This window comes from Xanthobacter sp. ZOL 2024 (assembly GCF_052932325.1).
The window spans coordinates 4,287,861-4,311,035 of sequence record NZ_CM128808.1 but is presented as its reverse complement, the minus strand read 5'-3'; the positions used below and the strand labels follow the sequence as shown (position 1 = coordinate 4,311,035).

Annotated in this window: 22 protein-coding genes, 1 tRNA gene and 2 pseudogenes; 3 read left to right on the top strand and 22 right to left on the bottom strand. The window is 67.5% G+C overall.

The features are described 5' to 3' along the window. From ACU4E7_RS19735 to ACU4E7_RS19720, 4 genes and pseudogenes are all read right to left on the bottom strand, one after another. Positions 1-1,187 (bottom strand): annotated as a pseudogene (locus tag ACU4E7_RS19735) (IS3 family transposase); the annotation flags it as partial. A gap of 69 nt (positions 1,188-1,256) precedes the next feature. Further along, positions 1,257-1,361, bottom strand: a pseudogene (locus ACU4E7_RS19730) (IS481 family transposase); the annotation flags it as partial. Between the two features lie 123 nt (positions 1,362-1,484). Next, positions 1,485-1,559 (bottom strand) — tRNA-Gly (locus ACU4E7_RS19725). 260 nt (positions 1,560-1,819) lie between these two features. After that, positions 1,820-2,884, bottom strand: coding sequence for a carbon-nitrogen hydrolase family protein (locus ACU4E7_RS19720; RefSeq protein ID WP_447019895.1), 1,065 nt, complete (start codon positions 2,882-2,884; stop codon positions 1,820-1,822). A gap of 137 nt (positions 2,885-3,021) precedes the next feature. On the opposite strand from ACU4E7_RS19720, the gene ACU4E7_RS19715 reads away from it, so the two are divergent. Beyond that, the gene (locus tag ACU4E7_RS19715) at positions 3,022-3,975 is read left to right on the top strand and encodes a LysR family transcriptional regulator (RefSeq protein ID WP_447019894.1); all 954 of its coding nucleotides are present in this window, start codon (positions 3,022-3,024) and stop codon (positions 3,973-3,975) included. Between the two features lie 33 nt (positions 3,976-4,008). Here the strand turns inward: ACU4E7_RS19715 and ACU4E7_RS19710 are convergent, their stop codons facing one another. The 11 genes from ACU4E7_RS19710 to ACU4E7_RS19660 form a co-directional block, all read right to left on the bottom strand. After that, entirely contained in the window at positions 4,009-5,520 is a 1,512-nt protein-coding gene (locus ACU4E7_RS19710) for a sodium:solute symporter family protein (protein ID WP_238123024.1), read from the bottom strand. Then, positions 5,517-5,870: a hypothetical protein gene (locus tag ACU4E7_RS19705; protein ID WP_238123023.1), complete on the bottom strand. Its 354-nt coding sequence runs from the start codon at positions 5,868-5,870 to the stop codon at positions 5,517-5,519. The genes ACU4E7_RS19710 and ACU4E7_RS19705 overlap by 4 nt, the downstream gene beginning before the upstream one ends. Before the next feature lie 254 nt (positions 5,871-6,124). Continuing rightward, positions 6,125-6,892 carry an enoyl-CoA hydratase/isomerase family protein gene (locus tag ACU4E7_RS19700; RefSeq protein ID WP_238123022.1) on the bottom strand — a complete coding sequence of 256 codons (768 nt, stop codon included), beginning with the start codon at positions 6,890-6,892 and terminating at the stop codon, positions 6,125-6,127. Positions 6,893-6,899: 7 nt separating this feature from the next. Next, on the bottom strand, positions 6,900-7,529 hold the full coding sequence (locus ACU4E7_RS19695) for a cysteine dioxygenase family protein (protein WP_238123021.1): 630 nt from the start codon (positions 7,527-7,529) through the stop codon (positions 6,900-6,902). Further along, positions 7,526-8,713: a CaiB/BaiF CoA transferase family protein gene (locus ACU4E7_RS19690; RefSeq protein ID WP_447019893.1), complete on the bottom strand. Its 1,188-nt coding sequence runs from the start codon at positions 8,711-8,713 to the stop codon at positions 7,526-7,528. Before ACU4E7_RS19690 ends, ACU4E7_RS19695 begins: the two co-directional genes overlap by 4 nt. A gap of 61 nt (positions 8,714-8,774) precedes the next feature. Further along, positions 8,775-9,581 carry an IclR family transcriptional regulator gene (locus tag ACU4E7_RS19685; RefSeq protein ID WP_447019892.1) on the bottom strand — a complete coding sequence of 269 codons (807 nt, stop codon included), beginning with the start codon at positions 9,579-9,581 and terminating at the stop codon, positions 8,775-8,777. A gap of 129 nt (positions 9,582-9,710) precedes the next feature. After that, positions 9,711-10,574, bottom strand: coding sequence for an ABC transporter permease (locus ACU4E7_RS19680; protein ID WP_238123018.1), 864 nt, complete (start codon positions 10,572-10,574; stop codon positions 9,711-9,713). After that, entirely contained in the window at positions 10,567-11,349 is a 783-nt protein-coding gene (locus tag ACU4E7_RS19675; RefSeq protein ID WP_238123017.1) for an ABC transporter ATP-binding protein, read from the bottom strand. Before ACU4E7_RS19675 ends, ACU4E7_RS19680 begins: the two co-directional genes overlap by 8 nt. Positions 11,350-11,359: 10 nt before the next feature. Continuing rightward, positions 11,360-12,382, bottom strand: coding sequence for an ABC transporter substrate-binding protein (locus ACU4E7_RS19670; protein WP_447019891.1), 1,023 nt, complete (start codon positions 12,380-12,382; stop codon positions 11,360-11,362). A gap of 78 nt (positions 12,383-12,460) precedes the next feature. Then, positions 12,461-13,654 carry a CaiB/BaiF CoA transferase family protein gene (locus ACU4E7_RS19665; protein WP_238123015.1) on the bottom strand — a complete coding sequence of 398 codons (1,194 nt, stop codon included), beginning with the start codon at positions 13,652-13,654 and terminating at the stop codon, positions 12,461-12,463. Between the two features lies 1 nt (position 13,655). Then, positions 13,656-14,609: a glycine reductase gene (locus ACU4E7_RS19660; RefSeq protein ID WP_447019890.1), complete on the bottom strand. Its 954-nt coding sequence runs from the start codon at positions 14,607-14,609 to the stop codon at positions 13,656-13,658. A gap of 765 nt (positions 14,610-15,374) precedes the next feature. On the opposite strand from ACU4E7_RS19660, the gene ACU4E7_RS19655 reads away from it, so the two are divergent. Beyond that, positions 15,375-16,391, top strand: a complete 1,017-nt coding sequence (locus tag ACU4E7_RS19655) for an HAD family hydrolase (RefSeq protein WP_447019889.1) — start codon at positions 15,375-15,377, stop codon at positions 16,389-16,391. A gap of 61 nt (positions 16,392-16,452) precedes the next feature. On the opposite strand, the gene ACU4E7_RS19650 is transcribed toward ACU4E7_RS19655, so the two are convergent. The 7 genes from ACU4E7_RS19650 to ACU4E7_RS19620 form a co-directional block, all read right to left on the bottom strand. Beyond that, a complete protein-coding gene (locus tag ACU4E7_RS19650; protein ID WP_238123012.1) occupies positions 16,453-17,124 on the bottom strand; it encodes a VIT1/CCC1 transporter family protein in 672 nt (223 codons plus the stop codon). A gap of 118 nt (positions 17,125-17,242) precedes the next feature. After that, the gene (locus ACU4E7_RS19645; RefSeq protein WP_447019888.1) at positions 17,243-18,028 is read right to left on the bottom strand and encodes an ABC transporter ATP-binding protein; all 786 of its coding nucleotides are present in this window, start codon (positions 18,026-18,028) and stop codon (positions 17,243-17,245) included. Beyond that, the gene (gene rutD, locus ACU4E7_RS19640; protein WP_447019887.1) at positions 18,025-18,822 is read right to left on the bottom strand and encodes a pyrimidine utilization protein D; all 798 of its coding nucleotides are present in this window, start codon (positions 18,820-18,822) and stop codon (positions 18,025-18,027) included. Before rutD ends, ACU4E7_RS19645 begins: the two co-directional genes overlap by 4 nt. A 25-nt stretch (positions 18,823-18,847) precedes the next feature. Continuing rightward, on the bottom strand, positions 18,848-19,639 hold the full coding sequence (locus ACU4E7_RS19635; RefSeq protein WP_273546342.1) for an ABC transporter permease: 792 nt from the start codon (positions 19,637-19,639) through the stop codon (positions 18,848-18,850). A 36-nt stretch (positions 19,640-19,675) separates the two neighbouring features. Continuing rightward, complete coding sequence (rutC, locus tag ACU4E7_RS19630) at positions 19,676-20,062, bottom strand: pyrimidine utilization protein C (RefSeq protein ID WP_447019886.1); 387 nt, start codon at positions 20,060-20,062, stop codon at positions 19,676-19,678. Positions 20,063-20,077: 15 nt separating this feature from the next. After that, positions 20,078-20,803, bottom strand: a complete 726-nt coding sequence (rutB, locus tag ACU4E7_RS19625; RefSeq protein ID WP_447019885.1) for a pyrimidine utilization protein B — start codon at positions 20,801-20,803, stop codon at positions 20,078-20,080. Further along, positions 20,800-21,816 carry an ABC transporter substrate-binding protein gene (locus ACU4E7_RS19620; RefSeq protein ID WP_447019884.1) on the bottom strand — a complete coding sequence of 339 codons (1,017 nt, stop codon included), beginning with the start codon at positions 21,814-21,816 and terminating at the stop codon, positions 20,800-20,802. Before ACU4E7_RS19620 ends, rutB begins: the two co-directional genes overlap by 4 nt. 157 nt (positions 21,817-21,973) lie before the next feature. On the opposite strand from ACU4E7_RS19620, the gene ACU4E7_RS19615 reads away from it, so the two are divergent. Continuing rightward, positions 21,974-22,894, top strand: coding sequence for a LysR family transcriptional regulator (locus tag ACU4E7_RS19615; RefSeq protein ID WP_238123005.1), 921 nt, complete (start codon positions 21,974-21,976; stop codon positions 22,892-22,894). Positions 22,895-23,175: the final 281 nt, after the last annotated feature.

The following is a 23,175-nucleotide window of genomic DNA, read 5'->3' as shown; positions in this document are numbered from 1 at the left end:
TCCAGCGGTGAGTTCGTTCTGGCGGTTGGGTTTGGCCTTGTCGGCCGGGTGAGTGGCGGGATCTGGCGCGGAGCTTTTCGCCTGGCGCAGCGGCTGATCCCGTCGCGGGTGGAAGGTGGCGGCGAAAGCGGACGGGGTCTGCCAGCCGAGGGCGGAGTGCGGGCGTGATCCATTGTAGTCGGAGCGCCACCTGCCCAGGGTCGAGCGGGCCTGGCTGAGTGCCGAGAACAGCGTCTCGTTGAGAAGCTCGTCGCGCAGGCGGCCGTTGAAGCTCTCGATGAAGCCGTTCTGCATGGGCTTGCCCGGGGCGATGTAGTGCCACTCGACCTTTGCCGCATCCGCCCAGGCCAGGATGGCATTGGAGGTGAACTCGCTGCCGTTGTCGCTGACGATCATGTCTGGCCTGCCGCGCTCGGCTACAAGACGATCCAGCTCCCGTGCGACACGCCCACCGGACAGCGATGTATCCGCAACCAGGGTGAGGCATTCCCGGGTGCAGTCATCCACGACGGTGAGAATGCGGAAGCGGCGGCCGCAGGTGAGCTGGTCCGACACGAAGTCGAGCGACCAGCGCGCGTTCGGCCGCATCGGGATCGTCATGGGCGCCCGCGTCCCGATGGCCCGCTTGCGGCCACCACGGCGCCGCACCTTCAGGCGCTCCTCTCGATAGAGCCGGAACAGGCGCTTGTGGTTGACCCTGAAGCCCTCCCGCTTGAGCAGCACATGCAGGCGCCGATAGCCGAAGCGCCGTCGCTCATGGGCGAGGGCCTTCATGCGCTCGCGCAGGGCTCCATCGTCGACCCGCTTTGCTTCGTATCTCATGGTCATGCGGCAGAAGCCGGTGGCTTTACACGCCCGCCGTTCGCTCATCCCGTGGTGCCCCATGAGATGGCCGATGGCTTTCCGCTTGGCCGCGGGCGTCACCACTTCTTTCCCAAGAGGTCCTTCAGGGCGACATTGTCGAGCATCGCGTCGGCGAGCATGCGCTTGAGCTTGGCATTCTCGTCCTCCAACGCCCGCAGCCGCTTGGCCTCAGACACCTCCATGCCGCCGAAGCGGCTCTTCCACTTATAGATGCTGGCGTCGCTGACCCCATGCTTGCGGCATAGCTCCGCAACCGGGATCCCGGTCTCGTGCTCCTTCAGGATCCCGATGATCTGCTCTTCCGAAAAACGACTGCGCTTCATGTCCTGGTCTTCGCAATGGGCCAGAACGAACTTCAAACTGGATGAACCAGGAGGAGTAACGTAACGTTAGATGCCATAGCGCGTCGCCAGAGCCCTCAAGCTCTCTTGACTATCTTGTATCGCTCGACGGACCGCCTCTGTCGTTGTGGCGCACCCATGCAGAACCTGGCCCATAGCGCATCCTTCCATGCCGGCGAAAAGAGTGCTCGATCAAATGCCGCGATCAAACAGCCGTGGCCAGTAAGCAGAAAACGCCCCGGAAGGCGCCTGCTATTGATCTGATTTTTTGAGAGAAACTGGAGCGGGCGAAGGGATTCGAACCCTCGACCCCAACCTTGGCAAGGTTGTGCTCTACCCCTGAGCTACACCCGCATCCAATGCACAGCGTCGTGGTTCGTCGCCGGCGGTGCGCTCCTATGGCAGGTGCCGTGGAAAATTGCAATGGCCGCGGCGAATTTGGCGGGCGCCCGTGCTGCGGCCTGTGGATGGCGTGTGCAGGGACCGGCGCGGCAGGCCGGCATGACGGGGATTTTCGATCTCCGGAGCGCCAGTCCCTGCCGCCCCGCCGGCCATGGGGGCCATGGCCGGCGGGGCGCGAATCGCGGCGGTCGACTTCTTCGTCGCCGCGTCCGTCACTCAGACCCGACGGTCTGCTCCGTGCGCCAGCGCAGGGGCGTGGTCTCCACGCGCATGCGGGGGCGTTCCGGGCGTGCCTCCTCACCGGCGCGGAAGCGCACCGGCACCTGCCGGCGTCGGTCCACGGAGAGCTCGAACACGTCGAAGCGGTTATAATAGCCGGTGAGGTCGTGGAACTGCTTGGGCTCCACGCAGGCGGCAAGGTCGAAATCGGCGAAGATCACCTTTTCCTCCATGCGCGCGCTGTCGCCCACCGGGGTGCCGGTGGGATCCAGGAAGAAGGATTCGGCCTGGGGGGAGCGCTCCAGCATGTCGCGGACAGCAGGATCGCGGGCCACTAGCATCGCCTTGCCGGCCTCATCGAGCACCGCCGCGCACACGATGCCGAAAGCCTTCGCCTCGAAGCAATGGGCGCTGGCGCGGATGCGATTGGCGGCGAGATTGTCGAAATTGCGGGTGTCCGATGGCGGGCGCGTCGGCCAGATGGGCGGCCAGCAGGAAATGTGCACCTCCTCGCGCTGGGCCATCAGGGTGAAGCGGGCGAGGGGGTTGGTGTTCTCGCCACAGATGAGCCCGCCGACGCGCCCGGCGGGGGTCTGCGCCACCACCAGGCCGGCGCCGTCGCCCGGCGCCCACACCATCTTCTCGAAGAAGGTGGGCACCAGCTTGCGGTGATGAATGAGGATTTCGCCATCGCTGCCGATCAGCAGCGCGCTGTTCCAGATGCCGCCGACGCTGGCCGGATTGCGCTCGGAAAAGCCGATCCACACGCTGATGTGGTGGCGCCGGGCGGCGGCGCGCAGCTCGGCGATCTCCGGACCGTCCACATAGATGGAGGCCTCTACAAATTGCTCGAACAGGTCGTGATTGTGGATGGGCGCCCAGAGCGCCGCCCAGATGGGAAAGCCGGGAATATAGCTTTCCGGAAACGCCACGAGGCTCGCGCCGCCCTCCGCCGCCGTGGCGATGAGCGCCGCCGCCTTGCGGGTGGTGGCGGCGCGGTCGTGGAAGACGGGAGCGGCATGGGCGGCCGCGACGCGGCAGGGGGCGGGCTGGGGCAAGGGGGCGATCCTCCTGTTCCTTAATCTCGGGTTGAACGGGTTGCGCGGGGCGCAAGACTTGTCTCAACTCGCGCCCGGCTCATGACGATCCGCTGTCGGGCATCGGGCCCACGGACGGAGAAGGGCGAGGCGCGGCGATGGCGGGATTGAACAATCTGAACTGGGACGACCTGCGCATCTTCCTGATCGTCGCCCGGTCGGGCGCCATCTCCCGAGCCGCCCGCCAGCTGGGCATGGATCATTCCACCATCAGCCGGCGCGTCAGCCAGCTGGAATATGTCATCGGTGCCAGCCTGTTCGAGCGTCAGTCCAACGGGCTCTCGCTCACCCGCCTCGGCCAGGAGGTGCTGGAGCGGGCGGAAGCGGTGGAGCACAGCATCATCGGCATGGAGACGCATCTGGCCGGCCGCGATGCAGAGATCGGAGGGGTGGTGCGGATCGCGATGATGGAAGGCATCGCCTCGCTCTACCTGTCGCGCCGGCTGCTGGCGCTGTCCGAGCTTTATCCGGGCATCACCCTGGAGATCATCACTTCGCCGCAGCATGTGCAGGTGTCGCGCCGGGAGGCGGATCTGTTCCTGTCGTTCTTCCGCGCTGACGCGAAGAGCGTCACCTCCAAGAAGGTGGGGGAGTTCGGCCTGGGGCTGTTCGCGGCGCCGGAATATCTGGAGCGCCACGGCACGCCCCACAGCCTCGCCGATCTGTCGGAGCACGTGTTCGTCGATTATGTCCGCGACCTCATCCATATCGACCCCGTGCGCTGGCTCGACGACGTGATCAACGCGCCGCGCATCGCCGTGACGTCCTCGTCCATGATTGCCCAGATGGGCTGCGCCGTGGGCGGCATGGGCCTGGTGCTGCTGCCCTATTTCGCGGTGGAGCAGGAGACCCGGCTGCTGCGGGTGCTCGATGGGGTGACCGATGTCCGGCGTGAAGTCTGGCTGACGGTTCATAATGATCTTCGCGGGGCCGGGCGGATCCGGGCGGTGGAGCGCTATCTGGCGCGGCTGCTGCGGGCGGATCGGGACTACCTTCTGGGCCATGGCCCGGCCGTGACGCGGCCGGGCGCGCGGGCCCTGCCGCCGGAGTAGGTCCGTTTCCGGCCCACCCCGGCGGCGCGGGGGTCAGAGCGAGGCTTCCTTGCCCTGGGCGACGCGGGTCTCGGGGAAGACATCCAGCATGTCGTCCTGGAACTGCTGGCGCTTGCGCAGGGACACCGGGGCGGTGGCGAAGGAAATGCCGTAGAACAGCACCACGGAGACGATGAGCCCCCACAGGGCCGGGCCGATGGAGCCGGGCAGAGCGAACAGCTTGAACTGCATCGCCATCATCACGCCCCAGCCGCACAGCATGGACCAGAAGGCGGCCGGCTCGCTCGCCCGGGGCCAGAACAGCGCGCCGATCAGCGGCATGAGGAACACCAGCGCCATGCCGACGCCGATGGAGGCGAGCGGGATCAGCAACTGGCGCCCCGCCTCGGAGAGCGAGAACAGCACCACCGCCACCACGAAGGCGATCTCGAAATAGCGGGAGGCCTTCATCTTGCGGCTCTGATCGAGCTTCGGCATGGCGCCATAAAGGTCCTGCGTGAAGTTCGAGGAGGCGGAGATGATCTGGCTGTCGAGGGTGGACATGCCCGCCGCGAACACCGCGATCACCAGCACCACGCCGAAGATCGGCAGGTATTTGGCGAAGATCATCGGCACCAGCGCGTCGGAGACGATGGAGCCGGTGGGCGCCACGTTCATGCCGATGGCGAGCATGCCGATGACGGCGCCGGAAAAGGTCACCACGAACAAGGCCAGGAACGAGGTGATCACCGAGCCGAGCAGCAGGGTCCGCGGGCTCTCCGCCATGTAGAGGCGCTGCCACAGGTGGGGGGTGAGGATCCAGCCGAAGGTCCACAGGATCAGCAGGGTGATGTAGGTGCCCTGCTTGGTGTTCTCGCCGAACATGAACTTGTCCGGCGCCGCCGCCACCGCATTGGACCACCCCGTCTGCCAGCCGCCGGACCAGTGCACCACGGCGATGGCGCCGCCGATCAGCAAAGCGGCGAAGATGATGCCCTGCACCGCGTCGGTCCACACCACCGCGCGGCTGCCGCCGAAGATGGCATAGACGCCCACGCACACGGCAAGGCCGATGATGCCGGTCTCGTAGGAGATGAGGCCGTGGGAGATGGAGTTCAGCGCCACCGAGATGCCGGAGAGCTGGATCGCCGCGTAGGGAAACAGCACGGCGATGCACACGAGGCCGGTGAGCAGGCGCAGCCGGCGGCTGTCATCATAATAGGAGGCGAGCAGGTCGGCCGGGGTGATGAAGCCGAAGCGCTTGCCCAGGGTCCAGATGCGCGGGCCGAAGATCATCACCAGCACCGGGCCCATGGAATTGAAGAAGCCGAACAGCAGCCAGTTCACGCCGGTGAGGTAGAAGGTGCCGGGCCCGCCGAGAAAGGCGAAGGTGCTGAACCATGTGGCGAACAGGGTGCCCACCAACATGAACAGGTTGGCGCTGCGCCCCATGACGAACCAGTCGTCCGCGTCATTGGCCTTGTTGCGCCGGTAGGCGGCCCAGCCGATGAGGAACATGGCCACCATGTAGATGGCGATGCCGGCGATGGTGAGGGTGGTGTTCATCGTGCGCCCCCGGCCTGCTCGTTGGCGCCCGCGCGCTCGTGATGGGTATGGGTTTTGGCCCAGGCGCGCCCGCGCGCGAAGAAATAGGCGAGGCCGAAGACGCAGTTCAGCGTGAAGATGGCGTAGGAATACAGAACCGTCAGGGGCAGGATGCCGCCGACGATCTGGTTGCCGTTGCCGAACACGCCGAACACCGGCATCAGCGCCAGCAGCATGTTCAGCGCCGCCCAGCCCAGGAACAGCCGCCCGGCCGTGCTGCGCGGGATGATGCCGAGGTGGGGCATGTGAGGTGAGGCGACGTTGGGCCTGTGTCTGGTCGGGGCGCCGGCCCCGGTGAGCTCAGTGGTCATGAACCCCTCCGGTTCTGAGTGCGGGCGCGAAGGGGGCGGCCATTGAACTCGGCTACGCCGCTGGTTGGGCATCGTTTCCCTTCACGTGCGTGCAGATTTCCAGAGGCTGGCAGCACGTGCATCAGGAAATCATGCACAGCCATGTGCATGGATCTGATGCGTGCACAAGAATTATGCGTTTGGGGGTAAGGGCATGCCACTGCAGCAGAACGGGCGCCCCTGGCGGACAGGGGCGCCCGGACGTGGCGGGGGGATCAGGCCTGCGGCGCGGGGCGGTTGGCCGTGAGGCTGGCGCGATAGGCGGTGATGCGCGCCTTCAGCCCGGGGCGGGCGGCGGAGCGCACCAAAGCGGCGAGGTCCCCGTCGCCGGCATGGTCATCCAGGGCCTGGCGCAGATGGGCGAAGGTGGTGCGATCCACCACCGGGGGGCCCAGGGTGAGCCACGGCGTGTCGCGCAGCGGATCGAGCCCTTCCGGCAGGGGCGCGGACGCCAGCCCGGCGGCGAGCGCCGCGCCGGCGGCCAGGGTGCGCCCGCCGGACACCACGCCGAGGGCGCGATCGCCGCCGATCCGCGCGGCGAGCCGCCGGGTGCCGAGCACGATGCCGAAACGGGCGCCGGGAAAGGCCAGGCTGGCGTCGGCGGCGAGCAGGCGGTGGTCGCAGGCTACGAACAGGTCGGCACCCGCACCGGTGACCCGCCCCTGGCCGATGGCGATGGTGCGCAGTGGCAGCCGCCACAGGGCATCCAGCAGGGTCTCGATGCGCACCAGCCGGGCCAGCAGCGTGGCGTCGCTCTCCTCCGCCAGGGTGGAGAGATCGAAGCCGGTGCAGAAGTGGCGCCCGACGCCGCACAGCACCAGCGAATGCACCTGCGGATCGGCGACAGCGGCATCGAGCGCGGCCAGCGCGCGCTCCACCATGTCGGTGGCGAGCGCATTGCCGCGGGCGGGGCGGTTGAGGCTCAGCACGGCAAAGCCGTCGCCGATCGTCAGCCGGCAGGGGTCATCCTGGGCGATGGTCATCTGAACCTCAGCATGTGGCCGCGCGCACCTCGGCCGAGCGATCCCACAGATTGGGCACCGCCGGTGAGGAATAGCCGGAAACGAAGGGGCGGCGCTCCCCGGTCTGGGGATCGAACACGCTGCGACGGATGGCGCCGATGTTGCCGCCATAGACATGAATGGAGATGGAGGGGCGGTCCGCCACCGCATTCTCCACCGCGTGGATGTCGCCGATGTCGGGGGAGACGGCCTCCACGGCCCCGGTGGGCAGGATGTCTTCGCCCTCAGCCACCAGCGCCCCGTGTTCATCGCGGCCGTAGCGCACCGCGCGTTCGGCGCCACGCAGGATGCCCACGAGCCCCCACACCGTGTGGTCGTGAATGGGGGTCTTCTGCCCCGGCCCCCACACGAAGCTCACCACGCAGAACCGCTCGAACGGGTCCGCATGCAGCAGATACTGCTGGTAGAAGTCCGGATGCGGCTGGGCGAAGGCGTCCGGCAGCCAGTCGTCGCGCGAAACCAGGCGGGCGAGCAGCGGGCGCCCCTCGCCGAGCAGGCGTTGTTCGTCGTCGGTGGCCTCCACGAGGCGGGTCATCTCCACCACGAACTGCCGCAGGGGCGTGATGGAGGCGGCTGCGGAACGGGTTTGGGCGTTCATCCTGTCATTTCCTCCGGTTCGCGCCGGCCGAAGGCCGTGCGCAGTTCTTCTTCGTGTTCGTTGAGCGCGGGCGAGCGGGTGTTCACGGGCACCGGTGCGCCATCGAGCCAGATGGGGCAGGTGACGGTCTGCGTGGCCGTGCCGCCGGGCATCTGCATTGCCTGCACCAACTCGAGATGCTCGGCCTGGGGGTCGGAGAGGGCCGATGCAAAATCGTTGATGGGGGCGCTTGGAACGCCGGCTTCCGCAAACCGCCGCAGCCAGGTGCCGGCATCGGCGTCGGCGAATTTAGCTTCCAGAAGGCCCTTGAGCTCCGCCTGGTTGCTGGCGCGCAGGGTGTTGGTGGCGAAGCGGGGATCCTCGAACAGCTCCTGGGTGCCGGCCACCTCGCACACCGCCTGCCACAGGCGGTTGTTGCCGGCGGCCAGGGCGAACCAGCCGTCCCGCGCGCGGAAGGCCTCGTAGGGCGCGTTGCGGGGGTGGGCGGAGCCCAGCTTGCGCGGGTTGCGGCCGGTGCCGAAATACTCGCTGGTCTGCAGGGCGCCGATGGCCAGGGTGGTGGAGAACATGGGCACGTCGATATGCCCGCCGGGGCCGCCCGCCTTCACCCGCGCCAGCATGGCGCTGATGGAGAAGGCGGCATAGAGGCCGGCGGTGAAATCGGAGACCGGAACCCCGCACTTCAAGGGCGCACCGTCCGGCTCTCCGGTCACGCTCATCACTCCGGCCGCCGCCTGGATGGTGAGATCGAAGCCGCCTTCGCGGGCCCGCGGGCCGCTCTGCCCATAGGCAGAGATGGAGCAATAGACGAGCGAGGGCTTGGCGCTGCGCGCCCAGCTCCAGCCGAGCCCCAGCCGCTCCATCACCCCCGGCCGGTTGTTTTCCACCAGCACGTCGGCATCGAGCACCAGGGCGCGGGCGAGTTCCCGGTCGTCGGGGGACTTCAGGTCGAGGGCGATGGATTTCTTGCCCCGGTTGAGGGAGGCGAAATTCTCCGAGAAGCCGCCGCGGATCGGCGGCCAGGCGCGCAGGCCATCCCCTTCGCGCGGCTCGATCTTGATCACCTGCGCACCGTAGTCGGCCAGCAGCATGCCGCAGAAGGGGCCGGCCGCGACCTGGCAGAATTCGACCACCCGGATGCCCGCCAGCGGGCCGGAAGATCGAGACGGGGACATATCGCGCATGGGTTTGCCTCGTGGTGTGAAAGGGGCGTGCGGCACAATGGAGCCGCTCATCTGGGGGCGCTCAGCGGGCCGCGCAGGGGGTATCGGAGAGGTTGGGCTGGAGCGGCGTCATGCGGGTGGCGGTGCCGCCTTCGGCGAGCGCCCGCTCTACCTCCGCGGCCGCCTGCAGCACCTCGCGGCCCAGCGCCTTGAAATGGGCGGGCCGCACACGGTCCGAGGGGCCGGACACGCCGATGGCGGCCACCACCTGGCCCGCGGGATCGCGGATGGGGGCGGCGACGCCGCACACGCTCTCCCGCCACTCCCCCCGGTTCTCGGCATAGCCCTGGGTGCGGATGCGGGCGATCTCCCGCAGGAAGTCCTGGGGATCGGTGATGGTGCGGGGGGAATGGCTTTCGAGGTGCTGGGCGAGGTCCTGCAGCAGGATGTCGCTGCGCGCCGACAGCATGGCCTTGCCGGTGGCCACGCAATAGGCGGGCGCGCGGCCGCCCACCTGGCTATAGGCGCGCACCGGCTGGGGACTGTCCAGCTTGGCCAGATAGACCACGTCGTCCATGTCGAGCGTGGAGAGGTGCACGGTTTCGCGGGTGGCGAGCAGCAGGCGCTCCATGGCCGGGGCGGCCATGGCCCGCAGGTCGATCTGCGCGAACAGCGCCATGCCCAGCTCCCACAGCCGGATCGAGGCCTGATAGGTGCCGGCATCGCTGGCGCGGCGCACATAGCCGAGCTCGGTCAGCGCCTGCAGCAGGCGATGCGCATTGCTCTTGCCGATCTCCACTCGCGCGGCGAGCTCGGAGACGCCCAGAGCCCGCTCGCTGCGGGCGAGGACCTCCAGAAGAGCCATGCCTTTCACCAGTGTATTGTTCACGATGCCTCCCACTTTTCCTGAGGCCCGGCGGCGCGGGCGCCGCCTGGGCCGCCGGAGTTCACTGCCTGATGCGCCGGGCGTCACGGCGCGTGCCGAAGGGCGTCATTACGTCCTCCGGTCGTGGTCGGGTCAATGCTGCATGCCCCACCGGCGCACGGTACGGTTCTCGATGACGCGGAAGATGAGGTTGTCCACCAGCAGGCCCACCAGGATCACCGCCAGAAGGCCGGCGAAAACCTGGGGAATCTCCAGCGTGTTCTTGTTCTGGTAGATGTACCAGCCGAGCCCGCCGCCGCCGGTGGTGACGCCGAACACCAGCTCGGCCGCGATCAGGGTGCGCCAGGCGAATGCCCAGCCGATCTTGAGGCCGGTGAGAATGCTGGGGAAGGCGGCGGGGATGAGGATCAGCGCCACATAGGGCAGCCCCCGCAGGCCGTAGTTGCGCCCCACCATGCGCAGGGTGTTGGACACCGCCCTGAAGCCGGTGTGGGTGTTGAGCGCCACCGGCCACAGCACCGAGTGGATCAGCACGAAGACGATGGAGCCGACGCCGAGGCCGAACCAGATGAGCGCCAGCGGCAGCAGCGCGATGGCCGGCAATGGGCTGAACATGGCGGTCATGGTTTCCAGCACGTCGTTGCCGAGCCGTGTGGTGATGGCGAGCACCGCCAGCAGCGCCGCCAGCACCAGGCCCACCGCGTAGCCCACCAGCAGCAGCTGCATGGAGACCCACACGGCGCTGATGAGATCGCCGCCGATGATGCCCTGCACCAGGGCCTGCACCGTTTCCACGAAGGTGGGGAACAGCAGGGGGTTGTCGAGCCATTGCGCGTAGCCCTGCCACAGCAGGGCGAGGCCCAGCAGCACCAGGCTCTTGCGGAAGGCGCCAGACGACCACAGCCGCTCGCCGAGGGTCAGCGGCTTCTCGACGACGGTGAAGTCCTTGGGGCGGGGCACGCTCACGGTGCGCGACAGGCGGGCGACGTCAGACATTTTCTTCCTCCGTGACCAACTCCTCGGACATCAGCATGGAGTGGATATGCTCGGACATGGGGATGCCCAGGGCGGGCTCCATTTCGTCCACCCCGGTGCTGTCCATCTCGGCGCGCACCCGCCCGGGATGGGGCGACAGCAGGAGAATCCGGTTCCCCACCTTGATCGCCTCGGGGATCGAGTGGGTGACGAACAGCACCGTGAAGCGGGTGTCCTCCCACAGCTGCAGCAACTCGTCCTGCATCTTGGTGCGGGTGAGCGCGTCGAGCGCGGCGAAGGGCTCGTCCATCAGCAGGATGTCCGGCTCCATCGCCATGCCGCGGGCGATGGCCACCCGCTGCTTCATGCCGCCGGACAGCATATGGGGGTAGCTGTCGGCGAACTTGGTGAGGCGAACCTTCTCGATATAGGCCATGGCCCGCTCAGTGGCCTCGGCCCGCCCCAGCCGTCCGGACGAGGTGAGGGCGAACATGACGTTCTCCTTCACCGTCTTCCAGGGCAGCAACTGGTCGAACTCCTGGAACACCATCATCCGGTCGGGGCCGGGCCGGTTGATGGCGGTGCCGTTGAGGCGGATCTCGCCCTCTACCGGCGCCATGTAGCCGCCCACCGCCTTGAGCAGGGTGGACTTGCCGCACCCCGACGGCCCGAGCAGCACGAAGCGGTCGCTTTTGTGGATCTCGAAGCTGACCCGATAGGTGGCGGTCACCAGGTGGTCGCGGGTCTTGTATTGAAGGGTGACGTCTTTCACCTCGAGGAGGGCAGGGGTGTTCATGCGCCCCTCCTCAATTGCCATTCACGTCGTGGAGCTCGGGGAAGAACAGCTCCTTCCAGTCGTTGGGCTTCCGCTTCAGCACGCCGACGTCATACATGGCGTCGAACAGCTTCACCGTATTCTTGGGAACATAGGTGAAGGTGGTGCCCGGGGCGGTGATGAGGGCGGCGGTCTCTTCCACCGAATCCTTGGTGTTCTTGAGCGCGCGCAGGTAGATCTCCGCTGCTTCCTTCGGGTGGGCGTTGATATAGTCGATCGCGTCGCGCAGGCCGGCGGACACGGCGGCGAAGGCCTTGGGGCTGTCGGCGCGGAACTTTTCGTTGGCCATCACCACCGTGGTGGTGGCCGGGCCGCCGGTGAGGTCGTCGCTGTTGAGGATGATGCGGGCGCCGGGCACGCGCTCCATCTCCCACTGGGGGAAAGGCGGGGGCGAGAAGTGGGTGTCGACGCCGCCGGCGCCGGACAGCATGGCCGCATAGGCATCCGGATGCGCCATGGTGACGGTCATCTTGTCGAAATGGTTGACCTTGTCTTTGCCGTAGAGTTCCAGCGCCGCCATCTTGAGGAAGATGGCCTGCGGCGAGGTGCCCACCGCCGGCACCGCGATGCGGTTCTTGTCGGTGAGGTCCTTGGGGCTCTTCACGTCCGGATCGCGGGTCACCAGGATGGTGGGCATGTAGGTCTGGGCGCCGATGGCCTTCACCTGGCCGCGGGTGCGATCCCACAGAATGGCGAAGCCGCTGGTGCCGGTGCTGGCTACCTGCAGGCCACCGGACAGCAGCCCGTCCATCATGGCGGACGAGCCGGCGAGGTTGAGCCAGTTGACGGTGGTGTCGTCGAGCCCCTGCGCCTTCAGCCGCTTTTCCACGAAGCCCTGGTCCTTCATCACCATGAGGGGCAGATGCGCCATGGAATATTGGTTGGCGATATTGATCTGCTTGACCTCCGCGAAGGCCGGAGCGGTGGCGAGCGTGACGCCGGCCACCATGGCGGACAATAACGTTCGGCGGCAGATCTTGGTGCGGAACTGCATCTCGTTTCCTCCGGTAATCGTTTTTATTGGCGTATCTTTTGGTTGGACTGGATGGGTGGGGCGCCGGGGCGCCCCGCCTCAGATCACCCGCGCTTCGCGCCAGCGGGCGATGTCGGTGGGGGCGAAGCCGTATTCGGCGAGGATCTCGTCGGTGTGCTCGCCCACCTGGCCGGGGGCGCGCTCCACCCGTCCACTGCCATGGGCCAGGCGGAAGCCGGGGCCCACCAGGGTCAGCGGGCCGTAGGCGGAGGGCACCGTCTGCAACTGCTCGCGGTGGTGCACCTGGGGGTGGTTGAGGATGTCGTCCAGGCTGTGGATGGTGGCGCACGGCACGTCGGCGGCCGTGAGCCTCTGTTCCCAGCCCTGGGGATCGCCATCGCGCATGGCGTCCTCGATGATGTCGCGCAGCTCGGCGGCATGGCGGGTGCGCGTGGGCCAGTCCTTGAAGCGGGGATCGGCCAAGGCGTCCTCCCGGCCGAGGGCCCGCATGAGGTTGGCGAACTGCTTCTCCAGCAGCACCGCCAGCACGATATGCCCGTTGCCACAGCGGAAGCGGTCGGCGGTCACCTTGCGGGTGACGGAGAGGTTGCCGTACTGGCGCTGGACATAGCCGGTCATGGTGTATTCGGTCACGTGCTGAGCCAGCACGTTGAGGGTGGAATCCAGCATGGCGACGTCGACGAACTGCCCCTTGCCGGTATGGGTGCGCTGATAAAGGGCGCTCGACACCGCAAAGGCGGCGGTGATGCCGCCGATGAGATCGCACACCGCAAAGCCCGCCCGCATGGGCCCGTCGGAGGGGTTGCCGGTGATGGACATGATGCCGGACATGGCCTGCACCTTGCCGTCGAACGCCGGCGCGCCGCTCTCCGGGCCGCTCTGGCCGAAGCCGGAGACCGCGCAATAGATCAGCTGCGGGTTGATCTTGCTGAGTTCCTCATAGCCGAGGCCGAAGCGATCCATGACGCCGGGGCGGAAGTTCTCCCACACCACATCGGCCTCGGCGGCCAGGCGCAGGATGATCTCCCGGGCCTCGGGCTTGCGCAGGTCGAGGGTCATGCAGCGCTTGTTGGCGTTCACCGCCACGAAGGCGGGGGCCATGTTGCGGTCGGCCCATTCCTGGCTGAGCTGGGCGCGCCGGTTCTCCTCGCCCTCGATGGGCTCGATCTTGATCACGTCGGCGCCCAGTAAGGCGAATTGATAGGTGCCGAAGGGGCCAGCGAAGAAGCGCGTGAAATCGAGGATGCGCACACCTTCAAAGGGACGGGTCATGTCAGGCGGCTCCCTTGATGGTGAGGGTGGTTTCGCGGATCTGTCGGGCGACGTCCTTGGCCTTGTCGGCCTCGGCGCGCAGGGCGGCGATCTCTTCCGGGGTGCGCCGGGCGAGGTTGCAGTAATCCAGCTTCCAGTCGGGCGACGCGCTCCAGCGCAGGGGCGACTGCACCGTGGTGCGCGGGCCGGGGGCGGATTCGAGCGTGCGCAGGGCCAACTCCAGGGTCTGCGCCTGGCTGTCCGGATCGTGCGGCCGGCCGGCTCCGTTGCCCAGCGGGAAGTCGGAGAACATCAGCCGCGGCACGCCGCAATGCTCCACGATGTCCTTGGCGCAGCCCATCACCACCGTGGCGATGCCGGCGGCTTCCAGGTGGCGGGCGATGAGGCTCAGGGTCTGGTGGCAGATGGGGCAGTTGGGCACCAGCAGCGCGGCGTCGGCGCCATCCTCCCGGCAGCGCGCGAGAATCTCCGGGCAATCCACCTCCAGCGTGTGCTGCTGGCTGCGATTGGTCGGGGCGCCATGGAAGCGGGCCGTCAGCGCGCCGATGCGGCCCTTGGCCACCGCCGCGCGCAGGGCGGCCAGCGGAAACCAGCTGTGCGCGTCTTCCATGCTGGTGTGCTTGCGGTCGATGCCCACGTGGGAGATGCGCAGGTCGTGCTCGGCATCGGTGGCGCCGGAATAGACCTGGTAGAACTTCGCTGCCGAATTGTAGGGGGCGCCGGGGCCCTGGGGGCCCTTGTCGGGCTGGTAGGGCGCGGCGGTGGTGATCAGGGTGACGCGGCTTTCCGCCAGCGGCTTGCGCAGGGGCTGGAACGGCGTGTCGATATAGTGGGCCCAGAGGTAGGGATTGTCGTAGCCCAGGGCGAGATACCAGTCGCGGGTCCGCTGCATATAGGGCACCGGGCTGTCGAATGCCGGCGCAAAGCCCAAAGTATTTTCGATGTCGGATGACATGCCTTTACCTCATCCTCGATAAATGGAAACCGATCCGACGCCGCTGGACGCCGGTTTGTCTTTCATCCACTCCGCATGACGGAGCGTGGCAGCGCGCGATCGCTCAGTCGCGCGGTGTCGGGATGGATCGAGGCGTGCGGCGACGGCCGTGGCCGCGCAGGCGCGGCAAAGAGGCTGCGTGCTTCAATTTTTCCTCCCGTTCCAGGTGAGCTTGGCTGGTGTCCAGCTTTTTGTGTTCTATATTGCGGAACGTTGTTTCTAAAATGTACTATCCATGACAAGGGTGGTCAACACGGTAACGGCGCACGCCTGTGCTTTTTGCATTGCACATTCATGTTTTCATTGCCGGGCAATGCGCTGTGGCTGCTGCTGCGGTGCAGTAAAGCGCCGCAATGGTAAGTAATACAGACGTAATATTTTGACGTTTCCAGGCTGGCAGGTGTCCCGGTAACGGCGCGCGCATTCGACGCCAAATGACAAGTGGGGATCTGCCGCCTGCCGTACCGTCCATCCGGCATCAGCCGGGGTGTGCTGCGGTCGAGAGAGGTAGTCTCCGACGCCTGTGGCGCGTTTTTCACCGGCATCAGAACCTGCGGTTGCCGTTGGGGGCGACGGGGCGCTCGAATCCTGGCTTGATGGAGGTGCGGGTTCGGCCGGCCGCGGGCGCTGCGCTGGCGCGGCCGCGCCAGGGAAGGTGCGGCGGTTTCGGCGCCGCGCGATCACAGAGGACCGGGACATGACCCCGGTGCATCAGGAGGGGCAGTGATGCGTGTATCCTTGGGGTTGACGCGGTGGGCCGTCGCGGCCGTGGCGAGTGTCGCGGTCGCCTTTTCCGCCATGGCGAAAGACGATCCGCTGCCGTCGTGGAACGAGGGGGCCAACAAGAGCGCCATCATCTCCTTCGTGGAGAAGGTGACCGACAAGGCCGGCAAGGACTATGTGCCGCCGGCCGAGCGGATCGCCACCTTCGACAACGACGGCACGCTGTGGGTCGAGCATCCCATGTACACCCAGCTGGCGTTCGCTCTCGATCGGCTGAAGGTGCTCGCCCCGCAGCATCCCGAATGGAAGACCACGCAGCCTTTCAAGGCAGCGCTCGAAGGCGACATGAAGACTCTGGGTGAAAGCGGAGTCGGCGGGCTGATGAAGATCGTGGCGGTGACCCATGCGGGCATGAGCACTGAGGCGTTCGAGAAGATCGTCAGCGGCTGGATCGCCGAGGCCAAGCATCCGCGCTTTCAGCGCCCCTATACCGAGCTCGTCTACCAGCCGATGCTGGAGGTGATCAAATATCTGCAGCAGAACGATTTCAAAACCTTCATCGTGTCCGGTGGCGGCATCGAGTTCATGCGGCCGTGGACCGCGCGGGTCTATAACATTCCGCCGCAGAACGTGGTGGGGTCTTCCGTGAAGACCGAGTACAAGACTGTGGACGGCAAGCCCGAGCTGCTGCGTCTGGCGGAGATCGCCTTCATCGACGACAAGGAGGGCAAGCCCGTGGGCATCAATTCGCATATCGGGCTGCGGCCGATCGCGGCCTTCGGCAATTCGAACGGCGATGAGCAGATGCTGCAGTGGACCGCCGCCGGCCCGGGCGCCCGCCTGATGATGCTGGTCTATCACGACGATCCGGTGCGCGAATATGCCTATGGGCCGGCCGGTGGCCTGCCGAATACGCCGTTCGGCACCTTCTCGCCCGCGCTCATGGACGAAGCGGACAAGAGCGGCTGGCACGTCATTCACATGAAGGACGACTGGGCCACGGTTTTTCCGCCCCAGTAACACCAGCCTGTCCCGTCTCCGGCGCCGTGACCCCCATGGCCGCGGCGCCGGCGGCGCGCTCTCATGACAGAAGGTGGCCGACGACGATGCCGGCAAGGGCGGCCGAGGCGGCGATGCTGAGGGTTTCCAGCGTGGCACGCACCACCGGTCGCCGGGCCACCAGCCCGCGACCAATGCCCAGGGCCACCAGAAGGATGGTGGTGAGCACGATGGACACGATGCGCGCGCTGTCCATGGGCAGCACGGCGAACGGCAGCACCGGGGTGAAGCCGGCAAACAGATCGGAAACGAACATCCAGAAGGCGTGCGAGGTGGGGCTGGCGCCGTCTGCGGCATCATCCAGCTCGGTGCGCAGGCCGGCGGCCGCCCGCGGGGCGCGCCCCAGGGCCTGCGCCACCGTTTCCACATCGGCCGGCGCCATGCCGCCCCGGCTCAGGGCGGCGGTGATGGCCTGCGTTTCGGTGCGCGCAAGCGCCGGGTCCATGGCGCCCTGCTGGCGCGCGCGCCGGGCATCGCGGACGGATTCGGCATCGAGATAGCTGCCGGCCATCATGGACACCGCCGCCGCGGCGGCGCCGGTGGCGCCGGCGATGAGCACGGTGTGGGGATCATCGGTGCTGATGGCGACGCCGAACACCAGGCCGAAGATAGAGACGGTGCCGTCTTCCATCCCGAACACCACATCGCCGATGGAGGCTTTCAGCGAGGCGAGGAGGCGGGCGGCGGCCGACATGCGCGGATCCTTTCAGCCCCCTCTTTCGGCCGGGCTGGCGAAGACTGGCAGGGCGCTCCAGCATATCATGGGCGGCCCCGCCGATGTCACGCGCGTGAGAGTGCAGGGGGCGCTGCCCTCAGGCCGCCTTGGGGATCTCCAGATCCGCCCAGATGCGGGAGAACAAGGCGTTGAACTCGGGATGGGCGCGCAGCGCCACCGGGTCCCGCTCGGTCTTCGGCAGGGCGATCTCGTGCACCGCGCGCACCACGGAGGGGCGCAGGCTCAGGACCAGCACCCGATCGGCCATGGCGATGGCCTCGCCGATGTCGTGGGTGACGAGAATGGCGCTCTTGCCGCGCTCGGTGATGATCCGCGCCACATCCGCCTGGAGCAGCAGGCGGGTCTGGAAATCCAGCGCGGAGAAGGGTTCGTCAAGCAGGATCACCTTGGGATCGAACGCCAGCGTGCGCATGATGGCCACCCGCTGGCGCATGCCGCCCGACAGGGTGGCGGGCTTGGCATGCTCGAAGCCGGCAAGGCCATAGGCGGTGATGAGCTCCTGGGCGATGGCCTCGGCGCGCGCCTTCGCCACGCCCCGCACCTCAAGGCCCAGCACCACGTTTTCCATCACCGTGCGCCAGGGCAGCAGCAGGTCCTTCTGCAGCATGTAGCCCACATGGCCGGTGGCATCCTCCACGGTCACCCCATCCACCTCGATATGGCCACGGGTGGGCTTCAGGAGGCCGGAAATGGCGTTGAACAAGGTGGATTTGCCGCAGCCCGAGGGGCCGACGATGGCCAGGGTCTCGCCCTCATAGAGCTCGAAATCCACCTTGCGGATGGCCTCCACCGGGCCCTTGGCGCCGGGAAAGGTGACGCCCACATCGGTGGCGCGCAGCACCACGGTCCGGGTCTCGCTCATCGGTCGGTCTCCGCGCAGAAGTCGAGCAGCATGGCATTGAAGGCATCGGGGGTCACGGCGGTGAAGGCGTGGGCGCCCCAGTCCACCGCCGCCACTCGCGCATCAGGAATGCCGGCGGCCAGCTGCTCGGAGAGATAGGAGGGCACCAGCGCATCGTCCCGCGCCGCCGCCAGCAGGGTCGGCACGCGGATGTCGGCGAGGCGCTCGCGCCCATCGAAGGCGAGAAAGGTCTCGATGCGGTTCAGCATGGTGTCGGTGTGCGGGAAGTGCGCCACCATGCGCTCTTCCTCGGCATCGAGGGTGGCGGTGTTCTCGGCGATCCAGCGCGGCGGATAGAGGAACAGCGGCTGGGCCCGCACATAGGCGGCCGGGCCGGAGGCGAGCAGGATGCGCTTTCTGACCTCGAAGCAGCGGCGGATGAAATCGTCGGCCCGCGCCCAGCCGTTCACCACGGTGAGGCTGCGCACCCGCTCGGGCGCCGACAGCGCCAGTTCCATGCCGATGATGCCGCCAATGGCGTGGCCGGCCACGTGGGCGTCGTCCACGCCGGCGGCATCGAGCACCCGGGCCATGTCGTCGGCCATCGCGGCGATGGAGCGGGGGCCGATGTCGCGGCCGCTGCGGCCGGTGCCGGCGTGGTCGTAGACGATGACCTGGTGGCTGTCGGCGAGGGCCTCCACCTGCGGGCCCCAGAAGCCGCCGCCGCCGCCCATGCCGGCCGAGAGCAGGATGGGCGTGCCGCTGCCATGGACTTCATAATAGAGATCGGCGTCGCCGCCGTGCGCGTAGGGCATGGATCGTCTTCGTTTGCGAAAGGGATCAGGCGAGGAGGCGCCGTTCGAGCCAGTCGATGGCGCCATACATGGCGAGGGCGACGGCCATCAGCGCGGCGATGCCCACCCACACGGCGTTGAGATCGTAAAGGACGCCGGCATAGTAGATCATGTAGCCGAGGCCCTCCTTGGAGGCGATGTATTCGCCCACCACGGCGCCGATCAGCGCGAAGCCCACGTTGAGCCGGAAGGCGGAGACGATCCACGGCATGGCGCCGGGCACGATCACCGTGCGCCAGGTGCGCAGGCGGCTCGCCCCGAGCGAGCGCATCAGCTTCACCAGGTCGGAATCCACCTCCTTGGCGCCCTGCTGGGCGGTGATGAGGGCGACGATGAAGGTGATGATGGCGGCAATGGCGATCTTGGAGCCGAGGCCGATGCCGAACCAGACGATGATCAGCGGCGCCAGCGCGATCTTCGGCAGGCCGTTGAGGGCGATCATGTAGGGCCGCAGCACCGCCGCTCCGGTGGGAAACAGCCACAGCAGCAGGCCGGCGGCGCTGCCCAGCACGGTGCCGATGACGAAGCCCGAGACCGCCTCCCAGGCGGTGAGGCCGGCGTCCCGCAGCAGCTCGCCGGAGAGCAGCAATTGCCAGCCCTTGGCGAACACGCCGCTCGGCCGGCCATAGAGGTAGACCGGCAGCCAATCCAGGCTGACGGCCGCTTCCCAGGCGGCCAGGAGGCCCACTAGCAGCGCCAGCTGATAGAGCGCCACCCGCGGCGCCGAGGGCAGCCGCACCTGCCAGCCGCTCCGCCGGCCAGCGGCGCGCGGCTGCATCTGTGGGGATGTCGGGGCGGAGGCCAAGGTCACCGCTCAGCCCCGCTTGTGGGCGATGGAGGCGATCTCCACCAGCGCGCCGGGCTTCACCAGGCCCACCTGCACGCAATAGCGGGCCGGCTTCTCGCCCGGGAAATATTCCGCATAGACGGTGTTGATGGCGGCGTAATGGGCCCAGTCGGTGAGGAAGATGTGGTTGAAAGTGACATCGGCCATGCTGGAGCCGGCCGCTTCCAGCACCGATTTGATGGTCTCCAGCACATGCCGGGTCTGGGCCGCGGCATCGCCCAGATGCACCACATTGTTGCTGGCGTCGAAGGCCAGGGTGCCGGACACGTAGATGGTGTTGTCCGCCTGCATGCCGGGGGAATAGGGGGCGAGCGGGGCGCCGGAGCCGGCGGGGATGATGGCGCGAGTGGTCATGGCGAGGGCCTCGGTTCAGCGGTCCTGAGGGGGAATCTGCGCGAAGGCGCGACGGAATTCGGCGACGTTGGAGACCCAGCCGAAGAAGGTCTCCACATTGTAGATGGTGGCCTGCTGCACGTATTCGGGCCCGGCCTGATGGGTCGCATCCTCAAGCAGGATGCCGAAATATTCGAGATGGAAGCCGTCCCGCAGGGTGGATTCCACGCAGACATTGGTGGCGATGCCGCAGAACACCAGGTTGCGAATGCCCCGGGCCCGCATCAGCGTGTCGAACTGCGAATTGAAGAAGGCCGAATAGCGCGGCTTCTGCACCACGATGTCACCGGGCTGGGGCGTCAGCGCGTCGACGAGGGCATAATCCCAGCCGCCCTTGGCGAGCAGCTTGCCGTCCAGCTCCGGCCGCGCCCGCATGGTCTTCAAGGCGTTGGACTTGTGCCAGTTGGGCGAGCCGGGGCCGCCGGCCTCCACATAATCCTTGTCCCAGCCGTTCTGGAAGAACACCACGGTGACGCCGGCCTTGCGCGCCACCTCCACCGTCTCGGCGATGGCCGAGATGGCGGCCTTGGCACCGGAGATGTCGAAGCCGGCAAGGTCGAGATAGCCGCCGGGGGAGGCATAGGCATTCTGCATGTCCACCACCACGACGGCGGTTTCCTCCACCGCCAGCGACAGCGGCTCGGGGCGGGCAGGCAGCACCACGCGCTGGCGCGTGGTGGGGTAGGTGGTCTCGACGGTCATCCGGCAACTCCAAAGTCCTTCGCCGCCTTCAGGGCGAAGGAATTGTCCACCATCTGGGCATAGGGCAGGGGCTCCTTGATGGAGCCGCCACCCTGCTCCAGCGCCATGGCGCGGGTCCATTCCTCTTCGGAAATGGTGGGGTTCTGGGGAATGGCGGTGCGCGAGCCAAAGAAGTTCTTGGTGGCGTTGGCGATCACCGCCGGCGACACCTTGGGGAAGTACTTTTCAGCCACCTGGGTGAAGACGGCATTGTCCTGGTGCATCATCTTCTGCGCCTCGGCGAGGGCATTGCAGAAGGCCTGCACGGTGGCCGGGTTCTTGGCGATATAGTCCTCGCTCGCCATGGCGGTGGTGAAGCACAGCGGGCCGATGATGTCGCCGAACGAGAGCACCGGCTTCAGGCCGAACTGCTCGGCGCCGATGGAGATGTCCCATTCAAAGGCGGTGGCCACGTCGGCGCGGCCGTCCTTCACCGCCGCCGCCTGGGCACCGGCCGGCAGCTCCAGGAAGGTGACGCCGGCCTCCTTGGGATCGAACTTGCCCACAGTCTTCATGGCGAAGGTGGGCACCTGAATGGTGGAGGAGGGGAACTTCAGGGTGGCGATGGTCTTGCCGCGCAGGTCGTCGATGCTCTTGATGGGGCTGTCGGGGCGCGCCATGGCCCACATGGAGACGCCGCCGACGATCTTGGCGATGTTCTTCATCTTGCCGCCCTCGCGGGCCGCATTCACCGACATGCCGGGGCTGGTGACGCCGAACTGGGCGCGGCCCGAGAGCACCATGGGCGCGGGCAGGGCGATGCCGCCGGCGGTGGAGATGTCCGCGGCCAGCCCGTGCTTGGCGAACAGGCCTTTGTCGGCGGCCACATAAAGCGTTGCATACATGCCGAGGCGCAGCGCCTCGGCGATGACCACGGGTGTGCCGGCGGCGCGGGCGAGGCCCGGCAGGCCGAAGGCGCCCGCGGCAGCGCCGGCGAGGGAGAATTTCAGCAGCGAACGCCGATCCATCAGCATCGGGAGGGCCTCTCGGAAGGAAGTGGTGGCACGTGAGCCGCGCCATCCGGTGCATCATCCGCGGAGGCGAAATGTGCACATTCGTTGATCACGACCAAAATCCTGGCATTCGCGACGCTTATTAACAAGCCGGGAAAAATGGATATATTCATTAGCAATGCAGATGAATATGAACCTGCGCCAATTGCGCGCCTTCGTGGCCGTGGCCCAGACCGGCAGTTTCAGCCGGGCGGCGCGGAGCCTCGGCCTGTCGCAATCGGCCCTCAGCCAGGCGGTGCAGCAACTGGAGGGGGACCTCGGCCTGCGGCTCCTGGACCGCACCACCCGCAGTGTGCAGCTGAGCGCCGCGGGGCGGGACTTCCTGCCCGGCATCCAGCGGGTGCTGGCCGATCTCGATCACCAATTGCAGGACTTGAAGGACCTCAAGGAGCATCGGCGCGGCCAGGTGTCGGTCACCTGCGTGCCCTCGGTGGCGCTGCGGCTGCTGCCGTCGGTGCTGGCCCAGTTCCAGGCGGCGCACCCCATGGTGAGCGTCACCGTGAAGGAGGCGCCGCGACACCAGATCATCGCGGGCTTGCGCAGCGGCGATGCGGAACTGGGCGTCGCCAACGTGCCGGGGGACGACCCCGAGCTCGACAGCAGCTTCCTGCTCACCGACGTGTTCGCCTTGGTGATGCGCCGCGATCATCCCCTGGCGGACAGGGGGGAAGTCACCTGGGCTGAGGCCTCGGCCGCCGGGGTGGTGGCCATGGCGCCCGGCACCGGCATCCGCCTGGAGATGGAGCGCGGCCTGCCGGTTGCGACCGCCCCGCACCATGAGGCGGAGCATCCGGCCACGCTGCTGGCCATGGTGGAGGCGGGGGTGGGCGTGGCGCCGCTGCCGAGCCTCGCCTGGCCCCGGCCGGATCACCCGGTGCTCACCTTCCGGCCCCTGGTGGAGCCGCAGGTGGAGCGCCAATTGTTCCTGATCAAGCGGGCGGGCCGCGATCTCTCGCCGGCGGGGCGCTCCTTCCACCGGGCTATACTGGCCGGCGCGGCGCGGGAGGATTTCCGCAACGTGCGCTCGATCAATCCCTGAGGCGCGCCGGGAGCGTCGTGATATGGGCGGCGCTCTGCCGACGAGCAGACCGAGCGCGGCTCAGTGTCCATCGCCCGACCCCCCGAGCGACGATGGACCGCGCCGGTCTGCTCACCGCCCCGACCCGTGCCAATCTCGCAAACCGGCCGGGTCCTCGCTATCTCCCAAACGGGAGACGTTTGCGGGCGCTGGGTTCCTGAGCGCTGGCGGTGCTTTACGGCCGCTGCGACGGCATATTATGGATGGGGCCGAACCCCCGCCGATCGGTGTCCGGCGGGGCG

Coding starts and splice junctions, on each gene's coding strand:
- ACU4E7_RS19715 (WP_447019894.1), top strand. CDS start 3,022: ATGGCGGGATTGAACAATCTGAACTGGGACGACCTGCGCATCTTCCTG.
- ACU4E7_RS19710 (WP_238123024.1), bottom strand. CDS start 5,520: ATGAACACCACCCTCACCATCGCCGGCATCGCCATCTACATGGTGGCC.
- ACU4E7_RS19705 (WP_238123023.1), bottom strand. CDS start 5,870: ATGACCACTGAGCTCACCGGGGCCGGCGCCCCGACCAGACACAGGCCC.
- ACU4E7_RS19700 (WP_238123022.1), bottom strand. CDS start 6,892: ATGACCATCGCCCAGGATGACCCCTGCCGGCTGACGATCGGCGACGGC.
- ACU4E7_RS19695 (WP_238123021.1), bottom strand. CDS start 7,529: ATGAACGCCCAAACCCGTTCCGCAGCCGCCTCCATCACGCCCCTGCGG.
- ACU4E7_RS19690 (WP_447019893.1), bottom strand. CDS start 8,713: ATGCGCGATATGTCCCCGTCTCGATCTTCCGGCCCGCTGGCGGGCATC.
- ACU4E7_RS19680 (WP_238123018.1), bottom strand. CDS start 10,574: ATGTCTGACGTCGCCCGCCTGTCGCGCACCGTGAGCGTGCCCCGCCCC.
- ACU4E7_RS19675 (WP_238123017.1), bottom strand. CDS start 11,349: ATGAACACCCCTGCCCTCCTCGAGGTGAAAGACGTCACCCTTCAATAC.
- ACU4E7_RS19670 (WP_447019891.1), bottom strand. CDS start 12,382: ATGCAGTTCCGCACCAAGATCTGCCGCCGAACGTTATTGTCCGCCATG.
- ACU4E7_RS19665 (WP_238123015.1), bottom strand. CDS start 13,654: ATGACCCGTCCCTTTGAAGGTGTGCGCATCCTCGATTTCACGCGCTTC.
- ACU4E7_RS19660 (WP_447019890.1), bottom strand. CDS start 14,609: ATGTCATCCGACATCGAAAATACTTTGGGCTTTGCGCCGGCATTCGAC.
- ACU4E7_RS19655 (WP_447019889.1), top strand. CDS start 15,375: ATGCGTGTATCCTTGGGGTTGACGCGGTGGGCCGTCGCGGCCGTGGCG.
- ACU4E7_RS19650 (WP_238123012.1), bottom strand. CDS start 17,124: ATGTCGGCCGCCGCCCGCCTCCTCGCCTCGCTGAAAGCCTCCATCGGC.
- ACU4E7_RS19645 (WP_447019888.1), bottom strand. CDS start 18,028: ATGAGCGAGACCCGGACCGTGGTGCTGCGCGCCACCGATGTGGGCGTC.
- rutD (WP_447019887.1), bottom strand. CDS start 18,822: ATGCCCTACGCGCACGGCGGCGACGCCGATCTCTATTATGAAGTCCAT.
- ACU4E7_RS19635 (WP_273546342.1), bottom strand. CDS start 19,639: ATGCAGCCGCGCGCCGCTGGCCGGCGGAGCGGCTGGCAGGTGCGGCTG.
- rutC (WP_447019886.1), bottom strand. CDS start 20,062: ATGACCACTCGCGCCATCATCCCCGCCGGCTCCGGCGCCCCGCTCGCC.
- rutB (WP_447019885.1), bottom strand. CDS start 20,803: ATGACCGTCGAGACCACCTACCCCACCACGCGCCAGCGCGTGGTGCTG.
- ACU4E7_RS19620 (WP_447019884.1), bottom strand. CDS start 21,816: ATGCTGATGGATCGGCGTTCGCTGCTGAAATTCTCCCTCGCCGGCGCT.
- ACU4E7_RS19615 (WP_238123005.1), top strand. CDS start 21,974: ATGCAGATGAATATGAACCTGCGCCAATTGCGCGCCTTCGTGGCCGTG.